14 protein-coding genes and 1 pseudogene are annotated in these 16,648 nt (G+C 61.4%); 7 read left to right on the plus strand and 8 right to left on the minus strand.

Annotation, left to right across the window (positions count from 1 at the left end; all coding sequences use genetic code 11):
- Positions 1-344: 344 nt before the first annotated feature.
- Both F6X39_RS32485 and F6X39_RS32490 read right to left on the minus strand, forming a co-directional pair.
- Complete coding sequence (locus tag F6X39_RS32485; protein ID WP_187619626.1) at positions 345-497, minus strand: hypothetical protein; 153 nt, start codon at positions 495-497, stop codon at positions 345-347.
- A 130-nt stretch (positions 498-627) separates the two neighbouring features.
- Positions 628-2,883, minus strand: coding sequence for a phosphocholine-specific phospholipase C (locus F6X39_RS32490; RefSeq protein ID WP_187614536.1), 2,256 nt, complete (start codon positions 2,881-2,883; stop codon positions 628-630).
- 496 nt (positions 2,884-3,379) lie between these two features.
- On the opposite strand from F6X39_RS32490, the pseudogene F6X39_RS32495 reads away from it, so the two are divergent.
- Positions 3,380-3,904, plus strand: a pseudogene (locus F6X39_RS32495) (IS5 family transposase); the annotation flags it as partial.
- A 234-nt stretch (positions 3,905-4,138) separates the two neighbouring features.
- Here the strand turns inward: F6X39_RS32495 and F6X39_RS32505 are convergent.
- The 6 genes from F6X39_RS32505 to F6X39_RS32530 form a co-directional block, all read right to left on the minus strand.
- Positions 4,139-5,326 (minus strand): fumarylacetoacetate hydrolase family protein, encoded by a 1,188-nt coding sequence (locus tag F6X39_RS32505; protein WP_187619627.1) that lies wholly within the window; start codon positions 5,324-5,326, stop codon positions 4,139-4,141.
- Positions 5,327-5,406: 80 nt separating this feature from the next.
- Positions 5,407-6,978, minus strand: coding sequence for a UxaA family hydrolase (locus F6X39_RS32510; protein ID WP_187619628.1), 1,572 nt, complete (start codon positions 6,976-6,978; stop codon positions 5,407-5,409).
- A 96-nt stretch (positions 6,979-7,074) separates the two neighbouring features.
- On the minus strand, positions 7,075-7,770 hold the full coding sequence (locus F6X39_RS32515; RefSeq protein WP_187619629.1) for a hypothetical protein: 696 nt from the start codon (positions 7,768-7,770) through the stop codon (positions 7,075-7,077).
- A 28-nt stretch (positions 7,771-7,798) separates the two neighbouring features.
- Positions 7,799-8,692, minus strand: coding sequence for a fumarylacetoacetate hydrolase family protein (locus F6X39_RS32520; RefSeq protein WP_187619630.1), 894 nt, complete (start codon positions 8,690-8,692; stop codon positions 7,799-7,801).
- Positions 8,693-8,705: 13 nt separating this feature from the next.
- Entirely contained in the window at positions 8,706-9,518 is an 813-nt protein-coding gene (locus tag F6X39_RS32525) for a 2-keto-4-pentenoate hydratase (protein WP_187619631.1), read from the minus strand.
- The gene (locus F6X39_RS32530) at positions 9,515-10,327 is read right to left on the minus strand and encodes an IclR family transcriptional regulator (RefSeq protein ID WP_184067543.1); all 813 of its coding nucleotides are present in this window, start codon (positions 10,325-10,327) and stop codon (positions 9,515-9,517) included. The genes F6X39_RS32525 and F6X39_RS32530 overlap by 4 nt, the downstream gene beginning before the upstream one ends.
- A gap of 84 nt (positions 10,328-10,411) precedes the next feature.
- Between F6X39_RS32530 and F6X39_RS32535 the strand changes: the two genes are divergently transcribed.
- The 6 genes from F6X39_RS32535 to F6X39_RS32560 all read left to right on the plus strand — a co-directional run bounded on the left by F6X39_RS32535 (position 10,412) and on the right by F6X39_RS32560 (position 16,646).
- Entirely contained in the window at positions 10,412-11,845 is a 1,434-nt protein-coding gene (locus F6X39_RS32535) for an MFS transporter (protein WP_184067546.1), read from the plus strand.
- Between the two features lie 122 nt (positions 11,846-11,967).
- Positions 11,968-12,420: a cupin domain-containing protein gene (locus tag F6X39_RS32540; RefSeq protein WP_090805074.1), complete on the plus strand. Its 453-nt coding sequence runs from the start codon at positions 11,968-11,970 to the stop codon at positions 12,418-12,420.
- A 10-nt stretch (positions 12,421-12,430) separates the two neighbouring features.
- On the plus strand, positions 12,431-13,333 hold the full coding sequence (locus F6X39_RS32545; RefSeq protein ID WP_262414894.1) for a shikimate dehydrogenase family protein: 903 nt from the start codon (positions 12,431-12,433) through the stop codon (positions 13,331-13,333).
- 172 nt (positions 13,334-13,505) lie between these two features.
- Positions 13,506-14,525, plus strand: a complete 1,020-nt coding sequence (locus F6X39_RS32550) for a Gfo/Idh/MocA family protein (RefSeq protein ID WP_187619632.1) — start codon at positions 13,506-13,508, stop codon at positions 14,523-14,525.
- Positions 14,526-14,554: 29 nt separating this feature from the next.
- Positions 14,555-15,583, plus strand: a complete 1,029-nt coding sequence (locus tag F6X39_RS32555; protein ID WP_187612811.1) for an alpha/beta fold hydrolase — start codon at positions 14,555-14,557, stop codon at positions 15,581-15,583.
- Positions 15,584-15,914: 331 nt separating this feature from the next.
- Entirely contained in the window at positions 15,915-16,646 is a 732-nt protein-coding gene (locus F6X39_RS32560; RefSeq protein WP_410450629.1) for a Gfo/Idh/MocA family oxidoreductase, read from the plus strand.
- Positions 16,647-16,648 lie beyond the last annotated feature (2 nt).

Consider the following 16,648-nt stretch of genomic DNA (forward strand, 5'->3'; position numbering starts at 1 on the left):
TTGCTCATGCCAACGCTGCGCGCCCGGCCGCTCCATGCCGTGTACCCCGTCAATATTGTCTTTTGCAGAGCGGGCATTCTATCGCTTTTGCCGGCGACCAATGCTTCTTGCCGCTCTCTCCGTCCGCCGGTAAAAGCCGCCGTTCGAACGTCCGTTTGAGCGAACGGGTACCCAAGTCCTTGGGGTTGAGAAGCCAAGCGTGCTTTATTTTCCGCTTCCTGAAGCGACCCCTGCTGGAGGTTCACGCGCCTGCCGCCATGGAGCTTTGTCGCCGCAGCGAACTTGATGCGATGGATTGGGAGAATCCTGCGTCGGAGGGAGGCTGGATCCGCTACGCTGCTGAGTCAATCGAGCAGAAGGCAGCAGGCCATCAGAAGCAGCACAAAGGACGCGAACAGGCAGACGATAGCCGCGGTACGCAGCAATTCGTCGTCGTGCGTGTAACACTCCTCTCTGTGGATTCGTTCGGCGATCAAGTGTGTAGAGTCGGTCTGCATGTCGTGCTCATGCATAGGTGGCCAGACTTTGGAAGTCATCGAACGAGTCTTGAAGACGCGTGGGGAACCGGCACCCTTCAGCACGAAAGCGCCGGTTTTGTTGCCCCTCCATCAAGGCCAATCGAGTGTCTCAGTGCTTGCCAGGCATGGTCCCGCTCATGCCCATGGCCGGATCGCTAACCGAGTGCTTGCCGGTCTCCACCCGTCCTGCAAAGCGACGGTAGAACGCCTTATCGCTATCGCAGGTCACAGCAAAGTCGTACCACTGGCCACTGGACGCCAGAAACCAGTGAAGCGAGTCCATGCCTGTGCCTGCCAGTTGAACCTGCCATGGGCCATCGGTGCGGTAGGCCATCGGCGTAATCGTGAAGTTGCAGGCACTCTTGCCGGTATTCATCAGGTCGGCATAAACGTCGCCGTTGGCGATGTCGTAGCAGACGCGGATTTCCGGCGTGACCCCGCTGTCGGCAAGGCGGCTCAGGTCGCCTTTGAAATGCCGGTGATAACCGTTCGGGCCTAGCACCCAAAGATCATACATGCCGAGGTTGTCCTGCTGCGCGTTCCAACTGTCGGCCAGCGTCTTACCGTCCTCGACCACGTAGCGACGCGGCACACGATTCAGCTTGTAGCGGTCATACACATGGAACACCGCGGCCTGGGTACCGGTATTGGAAAACAGTAATTCGACAGTGCCGTTGGCCGCGCAGCGCGCGCTTGTGTGCAACTCATAAGGTAGCGCGCGAGAGGGTCGCGTGCCGCTTGCCTGGATCGGTAACTGCATGTCCACCGGCAGCGGCACGGCTGGCAGGGCCTGTTGCGAGTTGCGCAACTGGTCGGCCTCGGCCCGGGTGCTGCGCCCGTTCAGCGTGGGTAGCAACTCATTGTTGGGTGTTTTGAAGTTGAAGGCGCTAGTCAGGTCTCCGCACACGGCGCGACGGTACGGGCTGATATTGGTCTCCTTCACACCAAAGCGCTCTTCCAGGAAGCGCAGCACCGACGTATGGTCGAAGACCTGCGAATTGACCCAGCCCCCGCGACTCCATGGCGAGATCACGTACAGCGGCACGCGCGGGCCGGGCCCGTAGACGCGACCGTCCTGCGCGGGCTGGTCCTTGCTGCCCTGCGGCGCCGGATAGGCGTGGTACTCGAACCGCATATCGTCATCGGACAGTGTGGTTTTGCCTGCCAACGTCTGATCGGGATTTCGTGACGGCGCCGACGGCGAGGGCATGTGGTCGAAGTAACCGTCGTTTTCGTCGAAATTGATCAACAGCACGGTTTTGCTCCACACTTCGGGCACAGCTGTCAGCGCATCGAGGACCTCTTGAAGGAACCACGCGCCCTGAACCGGACTGGATGGCCCGGGGTGTTCGCAATAGATCGATGGCGCATTGATCCAGCTGACCTGCGGTAGCCTGCCTTCGCGGATGTCGCGCTTGAACGCATCGAGGTAGCTTTCCGGCGTGGTGCCCGGCAGCGTGTTCGCGATGCCCTTGTACAGCGGGTTGGCTGCGTTGTCCGCGGCTGCATCGTAGGCGTGATAGGGCAAGGGCTGCCCGGTATCGGCATAGGGATTGCCCGGCGCTCCGCCACTGGCCACGGGGAAGCCCGAGGCCAGATTGGCGCGGCGAAATTGCTGGAACGCGCCCAGCATGTTGTCACCCCATTCGTCCGGCATGTTCTGGTACGAGATCCAGCTCACGCCCGCATCTTCGAGGCGCTCTGCATAAGTCTTCCAGGTGTAGCCTGTATCGACCGAAGCCGCCAGGCCGTCGATGTAGTCCCACTCATTGTTGACGAAAGCCACGCCAGCGGCAGTGGGACCGTTCGTGCCCGTGATGTGGAAGGAGCGGTTGGCATCGGTACCCGTATGCATCGAACAGTGATACGCATCGCACAGCGTGAAGGCATTGGCCAGCGCGAACTGAAACGGGATTTCCTTTTCCTTGAAGTAGCCCATCGAGACATCTGTCTTGTAGGTGGGCCAATTCGACATACGGCCGCTGTCCCACGCGTTCTGGCTGTCCACCCACGTGTGATTGGCGCCCGATGCGCGCTGTGCGTTGTTGGCGCTGCCGTCAAGGTGATACGGGGTGAGTACAGCGCCGTTGCCGCGCTGCTGCTGCCAGACCTTGCGGCCGTTGGCCAGCGGAATGGTGAAGCGGTCACCGAAGCCGCGTACGCCCTTGAGCGTGCCGAAATAATGGTCAAACGAGCGATTCTCCTGCATCAGGATAATCACATGCTCGACGTCCTTGATGGTGCCGGTGGCGTTGTTGGCGGGAATTGCCAGCGCGCGGCGGATGCTAAGCGGGAAGCTGGCCAACGTGGCAGCGGCAAAGCCGGCGCCACTAGCGGCTTTCAGAAATTTGCGGCGTGAAATCATTGAGTGTTCTTCTGCAGGCTCGGTCGTAGCTCAAGGCGCGCAGCGCTTGACCGGAGTGGGTTGTTCGGAGTCCGACTTGGTGGGCGTGCTTGTGGACGTGTTCGTGGACGAATCGGTACCGCCGCACGAGGCGAGCATGGCGGCCGCAATCACGGAAGCGGCAAGCGTTCTTATGAGTCTTTGGATGGACATGGCGTCAACATTGTCTAGTTTAAGAAAGCTTTATGTTTTGTTTTAGAAAGACAACCGTAATGCTGACGCGAGTGTAGGAAGGCAATGTGACCGCTGTGTGATCAGGTGGCGCGACTGAAGAAGCCCAGGCAGCCTTTAGAGAGACCTGGCAAGGGGCTGTCAATACCGGTCAGATGTCGTAACGCCGTCGTGCCGGGTGCGCGGCGATTACGTGGCTGGCGGCGTCCATCCCATCTGATCAAGTCCACCGAGTTGGTACTTCACGCGTTATATAGATTGTGTTTGAAGAGGCAGGCAGAACAGGATGAAGCAGCAGACGCTGGCGATGGCAGCCGATCAAGGTGCGGGTTTCGAGACGCACCGCAAACGCACGCGCGACGAGTTTCTCGACACGATGAATGCGATCGTGCCATGGCCGCAGCTGTGCGCGGTGATCGAGCCGCATTATCCGAAGCGCGGCAATGGCCGCCCGCCAATTGGTCTGGAGCGCATGCTGCGGATCCACTTCATGCAGCACTGGTTCAATCTGGCCGACTTCGCTTGCGAAGAGGCACTCTACGACAGCGCCAGCCTGCGTCGCTTTGCCGGCATTGATCTGGGTTGCGAAGCTGTACCCGATGCGACGACGCTGCTCAAATTCCGGCGCCTGCTGGAGACGCTCAAACTGGGCGAGCAATTGTTTGCCGAAGTCGGCCGGGTGCTGCAGGCCAGCGGCATGAAGCTCAAAAGCGGCACCATCGTGGACGCGACGATCATCGGCGCGCCGAACTCGACGAAGGATGAGAAGGCGCGCGACCCCGAGATGCATCAGACCCGCAAGGGCAAGCAATCGTGTGCGTCACGAACCTGAGCGCAAGCTTGGGATGCTGTACCGAAGATGGAAGTAGGTCTTCCGAAGTCGGCCTGCAGGGGCAGGCTTCAAACCGCCCGGTGCCGCTGCGTTCAAAAGGCGTGGTGGTGAGAGACTGTGGAAAAGTCACCCGTTGAGGGTGGCAGGTAAGTATTGAGAAGCGGTCCGCTGATAGTCAATGAAATATCAGCGGACCCACGGGCAATGGAGCGACTACGACTCCGCTTTCCCGGTATGCCCACGAAGAACGCTGGCGAGCAGTGCGCCGACCCCAAACTCCCAGGGCGCAATGCGATGCGAATGGTTGACCGTGTTGATGAGCGCACCGAATCGCGGGCTCGATATCGTCACCGTATCGCCGATCTGATGCGTGAATCCTTGCCCTGGCACGCTACGATCCGCGGTCGGTGCAAACAACGTCCCGAGATAAAGCATCATTCCGTCCGGGTATTGATGGTGAGAGCCCATCGCTTGCGCAACGAGTTCTGTCGGGTCCCGGCTGATGCGTTTCATGGAACTCGCCCCTGTCAGAACATATCCATCTGTTCCTTCTACGCGTAGCGAAAGCTCCGCAGCCCGAACATCATCGAGACCGAATCTACTGTCGAAGAGGCGAATGAACGGGCCAATCGAAGCTGACGCGTTGTTGTCCTTCGCCTTACCGAGCAGCAGCGCACTCCGGCCTTCGAAATCCCGGAGATTGACGTCGTTCCCAAGCGCGGCGCCGACGATTTCCGCCCGGCTCGTCACCGCCAGCACGATTTCAGGCTCCGGGTTATTCCACTGCGAATTTTCATGAACTCCGATTTCGCTGCCGGTGCCGACGGCGGACATGGGCTGCGCTTTCGTGAAAATTTCCGCATCGGGACCGATGCCGACTTCCAGATACTGCGACCACATTCCTTCCTGAATAAGTACGTGGCGCACCGCTTCGGCTTCGGCAGACCCCGGGCGAACGCTTGCGAGCCGATCGCCCAGTACTGACATGACACGCGCGCGCACTTCGTCGGCCCGGCTCGCGTCACCTCCCGAGCGCTCCTCGATCACCCGCTCCAGAAGGCTTTCGACGAACGTCACACCGCTCGCCTTGACCGCCTGAAGGTCACATGGCGCGATGAGCCAAGGAGTCGACGGATCGCGCCGATCGAAGGCGGAATTGGCAAGAACCAGGTCCAGTGTCGCAAGTCTCGGCAGGTTCGCAGCGGCCTCCTTCAGCCGAAGGCCGATTCCTGGTTGCTCAAGCAGCGTGCTGGTCGTCAGCGCGAACGACGACACTTCCACCAGTTCGCCACCTATAACGGCAACAGGACACGGCGCGCCGATATCGGGGCACCACGCGCGCCCCACGAGCACCGCCTGCTCCAGATCGTCAGGCAACGCGGATCGGTCATTCAATGGCATCTAATCTTTTTCCAACCTGGTATGGGTTATTGCTGAGCATCAGTGCGGTGCACGCTCTATTTGTGCCGGACAACAGCGGCTCACATGATTGCGCTGATTTGCCAGGGTACGAATTCGTTTTGCCCGTAACCGTGCTGCTCGCTACGAGAGCGTTTCCCGGAGGCCACGTCGAGCAGCAGTTGGAACAGCACCGCGCCAAGTTGCTCGATCGTTGTGCTGCCTTCCAGAACTTCTCCGCAGTTCAGGTCCATATCGTCGGACTGACGTTGCCACAGTGCGGTGTTTGTCGCGAGCTTTACCGATGGCGAGGGCGCGCAGCCGTAAGCCGAACCGCGTCCCGTCGTAAAGCAGATCAGGTTCGCACCGCCGGCAACCTGGCCGGTCGCCGACACCGGATCGTAGCCAGGCGTGTCCATGAACACGAGACCGCGCGCCTTAACCGGCTGGGCGTATTCGTACACCTCGACCAGGTTCGTGGAACCTGCCTTGGCGATGCCGCCCAACGATTTCTCGAGGACGGTCGTCAAACCGCCGGCCTTATTGCCCGCCGACGGATTGTTGTTGATCTGCGCCCCTTGCCGCTGCGCGTATGCTTCCCACCACCTGATGCGATCGACCAATTTCTGTCCCACTTCGGGCGTTACCGCGCGGCGGGTCAATAAGTGCTCGGCGCCATAAATCTCCGGCGTCTCCGAGAGAATCGCGGTACCGCCGCGCCGCACGAGCAAATCGACGGCTGCACCCAGCACAGGATTGGCCGTGACGCCCGAATATCCGTCCGACCCACCGCATTGAAGGCCAATGGTGAGATGACTTGCCGAAACCGTTTCCCGCTTGACGTCATTCGCGTCGGACAACATCTGCCGAACCAGTTCGATACCTTTTGCAATAGTCAGGGTCGTGCCACCGGTGTCCTGAATCGTGAAGGTTCGCAAGCGGTCGTGTTCCCTGAGCCCCTGGGTTTCGAGCAGCCGCGAAATCTGATTCGTTTCACAGCCCAGGCCGATAACCAGCACGCTCGCGAAGTTGGGATGGCACGCATAGCCGCCAAGTGTGCGCTGGAGGATCGCGAGGCCGTCGCCTTCGGAGTCAATAGCGCAACCCGAACCATGGGTGAGCGCGACGACGCCATCGACGTTCGGAAACGCGGCCAACGCTTCAGGACGAATGTCACGGCGGAAATAGTCGGAAATGGCTCGCGCGACCGTGGCGGAGCAGTTCACCGAGGTAAGGATGCCGATGTAATTGCGCGTTGCCACACGGCCGTCTTCACGCACAATGCCGCGAAATGTCGCCGCTTCAGTTGACGGGACAGTGGCACGTACGCCCTGACTGAATGCATAGTCACGGGCGAATTCGCCCATCGCGAGATTATGGGTGTGAACGTGCTGCCCCGCGCGGATCGGCTGACTCGCAAAGCCGATGATCTGGCCATAACGGTGCACCGCTTCACCTTCGCCGATGTCGCGTGTCGCCACTTTGTGACCGGGCGGGATCAATCCCGAGACCGTCACCGCTTCCTCATCCAGCACCGTGCCGGACATGAGCTGATCGAGGGCGATGACGACATCGTCAGCGGGATTGAGTCGAATGACGCGAACCGGTCTGAGCGCGGTCGATGCGACGGACTTGCCCGCAACAGGGGACGACATGGAACTACTCCTTCGTTTCTCAATGCGTAACGACAGTTTCGGGATCGGCTGCACGACGTCGCATTACGCGCGGTGCAGCCGTGTTCAAACGACGTTTCAGCCAGCGCTCCACGGCGTCTTGCAGCGCGTGTACTCGAGTTGATAGAGCGTGGCGTCCGGCGCAACCGCAGCGGCCCCTGGCAAAGCAGTGAGCCCGGCAAGGAAAGCGTCCACTGTTGTGCGGACATAGTCGGCACGGCATCCTTCGATCATCACGATCCATGTCGGCACCTGGGTGCCTTCCGAACGCGCCTTCTTCTCAGCAGTTTCGACCTTGCTGATGGCCTCATCGGCCAGACACAGGTGCACGCCCGTGATCCCGGGCCGGTCGGCGAGCGGCGGCAAGACCCGTTGACGCAATCCCTTCACGACATCGGCCCGCGCCGCGGAAGGCACGTCGAAGCGCACCGTCATGAGACTCGCGCCCTGCCCCACGCCGTCGGAGTACGCCACATGGCAGATCGAGCGGGCCACGCTGCGAAACGAGGCGACGAGCTGCTTCGTCCACGGCGTCGGCGAATTGAGCCGAAGCAGGTAGTCCTGCGCGCCGAGCACCTCCACGGTGTCGGCTTCATACAGATTGAAGTACTCGGGGCCCGCATCCAGCGCAATGTAGCGCCGCCCGCGCCTGAACCCCGGAATCCCGGCGCGTTCCGGCATGTGCTCGCGGTTGTGCCACTCGTAGAATTCATCCTTCGCTTCCGGCAGCAGGTCATGCCAGATAGCGACGACGCCCGTTCCAGCAAGGCTCATATCTCCTCCTTCTACAGATCGAATCGTTTTATCGTGCCAACGGATATTCGCCACGGCCCCATGCCGTGCCAAGCGAATCCGCATACCGCACGACCTTCTGGCTCTGCTCGCCGAGTCCGCTGCCGCCGAGGGTCATGGTGTCGCCCGCTTTCAGAAAGACGGGCGGCTTCTGACCGAGGCCGACACCGGGAGGCGTCCCGGTAATAATGACGTCGCCAGCCATCAGTGGCATGAAGCGGCTGAGATACGCCACGATATGCGCGACGTTAAAGATCATCGTGCGTGTGTTGCCCGTCTGACGACGTGTGCCGTTGACGTCGAGCCACAGGTCGAGCGCCTGCGGGTCGGGCACTTCATCACGCGTTACGAGCCACGGGCCGAGCGGCGCAAAAGAGAAGCCGCTTTTGCCCTTGGTCCACTGGCCTTCGCGTTCGAGCTGATACGCGCGTTCGGAAACGTCATTGGCAAGGCAGTAACCCGCCACATGATCGAGCGCGGTGGCTTCATCGATCTGCCAGGCGGGTTTGCCGATCACCACGCCCAGTTCGACCTCCCAATCCAGCTTTTGCGCGTCTGCCGGCAAGATGACCGGATCGTTCGGACCGCTGATCGAACCCGTATGCTTGTTGAACACGACAGGTTCCCGCGGAATCGGCGTATCGGTTTCGGCGGCATGGTCGGTGTAGTTCAGACCAATGCACACGAGGTTACGGACATTGCCGATACAGGCGCCGAGGCGCGTGCCCGCTTCCACGACAGGCAGGCGATTCAGATCGAGTTCGCTCAGCTTCGCAAGGGCGGCAGGCGAAACAGTCGTTCCGTCGATGTCGTCGACGACGCCGGTCAGATCGCGGATCGCGCCGCTCGAATCGATGACACCGGGATGCTCCTGACCAGGCTGGCCGAAACGGACGAGACGCATCTGAAGACTCCTATCAAGACAAAAAAAGTATCGGCAACGTGCCGAGATCACCGAAGCCGATATGCAACTCACAACCAATCGGTAACTCGAGCACGCCCGCGTAGGAGCCCGTGATCACCGCCTGGCCGGCATGCAATCCAAGGCCGCGGACGCGGAGAAAATTGACGAGCCACACGATCGGCGCGAGCACGCTGCGATCAGGGTGGCGGCCAGCAAAACTGACCGTGTCGGGTCCGGCGCGAGTCAGACTGACGGTGAATTCGACCGGGAGATCGGCCGGCGTCGCGCCCTCGCGCAATTGAACGCGTGGCCCAATGACAAGACCGGCGTTGAACAGACCGTCTGCCAGCAATTCAGGAAAGGTCAGCGCCTCCGGATGCGCATAGCGACTGCCCAGCAGTTCGAGCGCGAGGTGAACATTCCCGAGAGCGTCGAGCACCTCGGCTTCGCCATACGCTTCACGCCGTGGCGGCAGATCGCGAGCCAGCAAACAGGCGAGTTCAGGCTCTGCCCTTACCCAGGACTGCCCTGGCATGGCGCGAATGCGGCATTGGGCGCCTCGATGAATGACGGCGTCATAGATTGGTGCGGCGATGATTTTGCCCGCCGGCGGCAGCGCACATTTCCACGCGCCAGCCTGCCGGCCGAGCTGATCGCCCACCTGTTGCTGGATCGCAAAACCCTCGTCCAGATTCGCGGGCCGCAGCTCGATGGGAAGGCGCTCCACGAGCGTGCCTTGCCGGCGCGCCGCGACCAGGATACGTGCTGCGTGTTCATCGAACGCGGTGAGTCGCTCGCGAGCCTGAGCTGCGCCCGGCGCGTTCATGCCGCCTCGCTTGCATGCGCACCGACGCTCTGGCGCGGCCATACGGCACCGAGCTTCGCGGACGCTTGCTGCAATAGCGCGTAAAAGGCCTCGTAACGCTCCGGCTGAACCCGTGTGACCGGCCCGGCAATGCTCATGGTGCCGACCACCGCACCGTCAGGCAGCGCACGCACCAGCACCGCCAATGCGACGACACCCGGCTCGGCCTCTTCGACGACAAGGCCATAGCCACGCTGCCTGGTCCGCTCCAACTCCGGAATCAGCTGCTCGACGCTGGTAATGGCCTTCGGCGTCCATGCGCCCGCGGCGGACGCTTTTCCGAGTCCACCACGCAGGGCGTATTCGATCGCCTGGTCGTTCGGCATTCCAGCCAGCCACGCCTTGCCAACCGATGTGGCATGCAAGACGATGGGACTATGCATGGACGGCGAATACATCAGGCCCGGTGCCGCGCCCTGGGACGCTGCCAGCCACGCGAGTGTTCCTTCGTTGACCACCGTCAGCCGGACCAGCTCGCGGCACTGACCCGCGACCTCATCGAGGATCGGCTGCACCAGACCCGGCAGACCAAGCCCATGCAGGTACCGCTGACCGAGCAGGGACAGCTTCAAGGTCAGACGGTACTGGGAGGTCTGTTCATCCTGTTCCGCCCAGCCCTGCTCGCACAGTTGCGCGAGTACGCGATGCGCGGGGCCCTTCTCCAGCCCGAGTTCGGCGGCGATATCGGAGATGCGCATCCAGCGCGCCTCACGTGCGAGCAACTCGATCGCCTGCAGCGACCGGTCAACTGCTCCCTTGACAACTCTCATAATTGACGTAACATGATTCTTAATGGAACGGTGTTACAACAATAGACAAACAGCACCGGAAAGTCAATCACGATGGAGACAAGCATGAATCGGAACACCCGCGTTAAGCCTCACGGCAAGCGCCAGTCGAAGATCGCCGCGGCCAGCGGCTGGATCGGCTCGGCGCTGGAGTACTACGACTTCTTCATTTATGCGACTGCGGCGTCGCTGGTGTTCCCGCAGCTCTTCTTTCCGTCTGATAATCCAACGGTCGCCATCATCGCCTCACTGGCAACCTTCGGTGTCGGCTATATCGCCCGCCCGGTGGGCGCCGTCGTCCTCGGCCACTGGGGCGACCGCCACGGCCGCAAGACGGTGCTGCTCCTCTGCATGTTCCTCATGGGCTTTTCAACGATGGCCGTCGGGGTCCTGCCAACCTATAAGCAGGTCGGCATCTGGGCGCCGGTGCTGCTCGTGGTTCTGCGCCTCATCCAGGGCTTCGCGGTCGCCGGGGAGCTCTCCGGCGCCAGTTCAATGATTCTCGAGCACGCACCGTTCGGCCGGCGCGGCTACTTCGCGAGCTTTACCCTCCAGGGGGTGCAGGCCGGACAGCTCATGGCGGCAGCGATCTTCCTGCCTCTCGCGCATTTCATGCCCAGGGACCAGTTCACCTCCTGGGGCTGGCGGATTCCGTTCCTGCTCAGCATCGTCGTTCTCATCGCGGGCTATGTCATTCGCCGCAAAGTCGATGAGACCCCGGCGTTCGCCGAGGAGCGCGTGCACGGCGAAATTCCCGCCTCGCCAGTCGTCGAAGTGCTCCGGCAGAGCTGGGACGATGTCGTGCGCGTGGTCTGCATGGCGCTTACCGCCGTAATCGCCCTTGTCGCCGCGGTCTTCGGCACCGCCTACGCGGTTCAGCCGGCGTACGGCATCGGCTTCCCTCCCGGCATGTATCTGTGGATCCCTGTTCTGGGCAATATCTGCGCAGTGATCCTGATTCCCTTCGTCGGCAACCTCTCAGACAGGATTGGTCGCAGGCCGCCAGTCCTTGTCGGCACCCTCAGCGCTGGACTGCTCTCGTTCGTGTATCTGTACGCTATCAGCATCCATAACGTATGGCTGGCGATGGTTCTCTCGGTGCTCATGTGGGGCATCGCCTATCAGGGCTTCAACGGCGTATTCCCGAGCCTGTTCTCCGAACTGTTCCACACGCGCGTGCGCGTGTCCGGGATGGCCATTGGACAGAACGTCGGGACGACGCTTTCCGCGCTGCTCCCGGCATTCTTCGTCGCGGTCGCGCCCCCCGGCTCCGCCAATATTCCACTGAAGATCGGAGCCCTGACATTCGGCATCTGTGTCGTGGCCGCGATCGCCGCCTTTACCACGCGCGAGACGTACCGGGTCCGGCTCCACGATCTCGGCGACCGCAACGCGGTCCCTGTACCCAAAGGCGAATACGATCGTCTGCGCGCCGAGATGTTGCGTGAGGCGACCGGAACAGCCGGCTCACAGGATCTGACGAACCAACTGCGCTCGTAGCCGAAAGCAAGGGCCATATCGGCAGCGACCGCCCGGCGCAACTTACGCTGTCCGGACGAGCCGGGCAGGAACACGCGGCCGCGGCACTCGCCAATATCTGATGCCACACGGGAGAAAGGCACATGCACAACCAAGGTACGCCACGTTACGATGGCCCGCGCGAACTCGCGCAATCCCTGACTCCGTTCGCACGTGTGAGCGCATCCGCAGCGGTCTGGAACAAGGAAGGGCTGCGCGCGGACTCCGAGTATCGCGACCTCGGACTCGCCGCGGTGACCAACGGTCGCATCGGCGCCAAGCACATTCGCGCACTGACCCCGTTCACCGATGCCACGGGCTGGCATTGGCACGACATGACTGCGCACTATCTGTATGTGCTGCGCGGATCGGTGACGTTCCGTTTCGCCGGCGTCGAGGGCGATGTGACTCTCAACGCCGGGGACGACCTCTCGCAACCCGCCGGCGTTCCGCACAATGTGATCTGGCGCTCCGATGACCTTGAAGTCATCGAGATTAACGAGCCCGCTGTCTACGGAACATGGGATCTCGCCGAAGCCCCGGCACCCTGGAAGTGAGCAGTAAGCTATGACTGCACCTTCCGTCAACATCGGACATGAGGCTGCAATGCATCCACATATCACGGGAAGAACGCGACTTTACGGGTTAGTGGGCGATCCGCTGACGGCAGCCAAGTCGCCGCAACTGCTGAACCAGCTTTTTATCGAACAGCGCGCGGACGCGGTCTGCGTTCCGTTTTGGGTCAAGGCGGAAGACCTGTCCGCATTCGTCGCCGGCGCACGAGCGTTACGCAATCTTTCCGGCCTGCTGGTCACAATGCCTCATAAGCAACGGATGCTGGATTTTATCGACGAACTCCATCCCACTGCTTCCAGAGTCGGCGCACTCAACGTGATACGTTGCAACGAAGATGGACGCTGGGTTGGCGCCATATTCGACGGCGTGGGCTGTGTGCTTGGCATGCAATGGGAAGGCAATCATCCGGCGAATAAGTCCGTTCTTCTCGTCGGTGCCGGAGGCGCGGGCAGGGCTATCGCATTTGCAGTCGCGGCGGCGGGCGCCCGAACGTTAACCATATCCGACGTCGACGAGCAGCGGGCTGGCGAGCTCGCGGAATCCGTTGCTGCCGAAACCGGTTGCATCACGCATTCCGGACCTCCCGACCCGCACGGTTTCGAAGTCGTGATCAATGCCACACCGCTCGGCATGAACGCGAATGACGCCATGCCGGTAAATCCCGAGCGGCTCGCACCGGGCACCATCGTCGTAGACATCATCAATGCGCCAGAGCCGACGCAGCTTCGCCGCGCCGCGCATGCGCGCGGCTGTCGTACCCAGGACGGGGGGCCGATGCATGAAGGGCAGGCAGTGCATGCCCTACGCTTCCTTGGGTTCGATTACCACCCTGCTGGCAGGTCAGCACCAGACGACGGCGTGCTTTTCGCGCCTGCAACGAACGCAAGTCGTTAATGCCCTAACGCCTTTGGGAAAGCGCCCGGAATCGACAGTTTTACCAGTTTGAATGGAGGGAAGATGCGATGAACAGTTTCAACGTTTCCACATCGGTATGTGCGGCCAGCATTAATGCGCGCATCGCGCAAGCACGGAGTCGATTCGTCGACGGTGCGAAGGGAGAACAGGCATGAAAGTCGCATTGCTGGAGGCCAGCCATTGGCATGTCCCACTCTATCTCGATGCGCTTGAGGCGCCCGGTATCCAGGTGGTAGCCGTTTCAGATGCGGAGCAAGTAAAAGGACAGGCAATTGCCGCGCGCTTCGGGAGCACGTTGTACTCGTCGGCGTATGAGTTGCTCGAGCGCGAGGATGTCGATTTCGCGTTTGTGTTTGGGCGGCATTCCGAAATGCCGACGCTCGCGGAGGCGGTGATCGAACGAAAAATTCCGTTCGCGCTGGAGAAACCCTGCGGCGTAAACATGTCGCAGGTCACGCGGCTGCGCAAACTGACCGAGGAAGCCAATCTTTATTGCGCCGTACCGTTGATCTTCCGGATGAGCGAGTTGCTCGGCGCACTGGAAGATGCGGAGGATTGCATACCGTCGGACTTTAACTACATGTCTTTCCGTTTCATTGTAGGTGCGCCTGGTCGTTACGAAGCTGCAGGCGCAGGTTGGGCACTCGATCCTGTGTTTTCCGGAGGCGGATCCACGATCAATGTCGCAACCCACTTCATCGATCTCTTCAGATTACTAACCGGCAAAGAAGTCGCGCGAGTCTGCGCCACCATGAACTCCCGAACGCATCGAGGCGCCGTCGAGGACTACTCGTTGCTGACAATGCAAACCGAAGACGGCGTGATCGGGCTCGTGGAGACGGGATACAGCTTTCCCAGTACTCAGGACGAGCAGCGCGAATTCTCCTTCACCCTTTCATCCGATCGCATGTACGCAAAATCGGGCCCCGACCGGATCGAGATTCGGGACCGGAACAATCTTGCCGCCGGCACTCGCAGTCGCCGTCTCCAGTTAGAGACCGACATTTACTACCCACTATTCGTCAAGCGAGTGCTTGGTGAATGCCGCACAGGTGCAAGGCCGATCGCGTCCTTGCGCGACGCCGAGGCGATGATGCAGGTCATGGATGCGGCCTACGCTTCTGCTCGGCAGGGGGGTGCGCTTCAGACTCTTGAACCGATTTCCGGGTAATCCAGGCCATCGGATTGCGTCGCACGCCTATGCCGCTAACGAGATATTGCAATTTGGCCGATTATCCTGCACCGAAGGAAGGCGACTGGATCGCGCGAGACTTCCGTTTCCACACCGGGGAGGTGATGCCGGAGGTGCGGCTACACTACCGAACCATCGGCGACCCGTCCGGCGAGCCGGTCCTGGTCCTGCACGGCACGACGGGCACAGGCGCCAGCATGCTGACGCCCGCGTTCGCGGGAGAACTGTTCGGGCCCGGACAGCCGCTTGATGCCAACAATTATTTCATCGTCCTCCCGGACGGAATTGGAGCCGGCGGATCGTCCAGGCCGTCGGACGGGCTGCGCACGCGGTTCCCGGCTTACAACTACGACGACATGGTGCTCGCGCAGTACAGGCTCCTGACCGAGGGCCTGGGCATCAGGCACTTGCGCCTGCTGATCGGCAACTCGATGGGCGGCATGCACGCGTGGATCTGGGCGGTGCGATATCCGGACTTCATGGACGCGCTGGTGCCAATGGCGTCGCAACCGACCGAGATGTCGGGCCGCAACTGGATGCTGCGCCGCATGCTCACCGAGATGGTCCGCGACGACCCGGAGTACCTGGATGGCAATTACGCCAGCCCGCCCCGCTCCTTGCGCATTGCCAGCGCGTTCTTCGCGCTGGCCACCAACGGCGGAACGCTGGCCTACCAGAAAGCAGCTCCGACAATGGAGTTGGCCGACAACTTCCTGGACACCCTGTTGGCCCAGCCTTTCACGTTGGATGCCAACGACTTCTTATATCAATGGGGTGCCTCGCGCGGCTATAACCCGGCACCCGGCCTGGAGCAGATCCGGGCTATGGTGCTCGCCATCAACGCGGCCGATGACGAACGCTATCCGCCCGAGACCGGTCTGATGGAGCACGCGATGCAGCATGTGCGCCACGGCCGGCTGCTTTTGATCCCTGCCAGCGAGGATACGTGCGGCCACGGTACCAACGGCCTGGCGCGTTTCTACAAAGCCGAGTTGCAGGAACTGCTGCAATCAGCCCCACGCCGCGCCTCCAGGTGATGCTGACCGGACAATACGCCGCCCCTTCGTCCGGCGCCTCGCTATTGAGCTGGACCTACACAACATGTCTTTCGAGCAACGACCATGTTCCGTTCGGCGATGGGCTGTTGCTGTCGCCGTGCGGCAGCGGGATGTGACGCATACGCTGCCCTCGCGTCCGCCTTGAGCGTCCGCCCGATGGTGTTGTCGCTGCGGTGCTCGTTTCTGCCGCTCGTGGATCAAGCGAACTGGCGCCAAGGCCCGTTGCGCCACAGAGGCGCAGCGGGACGAATGGAAGCGTCCCGCGAATGGATTTACGCCGGAGGGATTCCAGCATCTCGCGTTCAGGTTCATCGTTGGCCCGGTAGCTCGATACGAGCGCGGCGGGTGCAGCTGGATGCTGGATAAACGGCACGCAGGTGGAGGGTCCACGTTGAATGTCGGGGTTCATTTCATCGACCTGATCTCATCCCTCACAAACAGCCCCATCACCCACGTCTCGGCGCAGATGCGAACGTATCGACCTGATGTGACCGTCGAGGAGCAAGCCGTGTTCACGTGCCGAAACGCTGCGGGACAAATCGGCGTGGTTGAAACGGGTTACCTGTATCCATCAACAGCGGAGGATCAGCGAGACTTCGCGTTTTCCATCTCGCATACCTCCTCCTACGTCCGTGGTTATGCCGACCAGCTTTATATCAAGGCGCGGGGCCAACAGCAGGGGCGCGCCACGAAGGTGGAGTACAACACGGACGCGTTTTATTCGGTGTTTTTAAGGCGCAGCTGGGCCGATCTGGCGAATGGTTGTCCTCCCGTTGCAGGGTTGCGGGAGGCCGAGCATGCGATCGCTGTCGTCGAGGCAGGATACCGCTCTGTAGCCAACGACGGCGCACCAGAACCGGTCGACAATGCCTTCCAGGACCGTTGCCGCCTAACGGCTCTACCCGCCGCTACGCCTTGCGACGAGTTGTTGTGCGAGTCGAATTTCAACGCAGACCTCAACTCCGCCGCCAAGGGGCCGCTCTTCACCGCTTGCGGAAGGACCGCACCACGCGCGCCCGCCATCCGCCGCAACAGCGGCTAGAG

It is taken from the genome of Paraburkholderia sp. UCT2, assembly GCF_014397665.1.
Classification (GTDB): domain Bacteria; phylum Pseudomonadota; class Gammaproteobacteria; order Burkholderiales; family Burkholderiaceae; genus Paraburkholderia; species Paraburkholderia tuberum.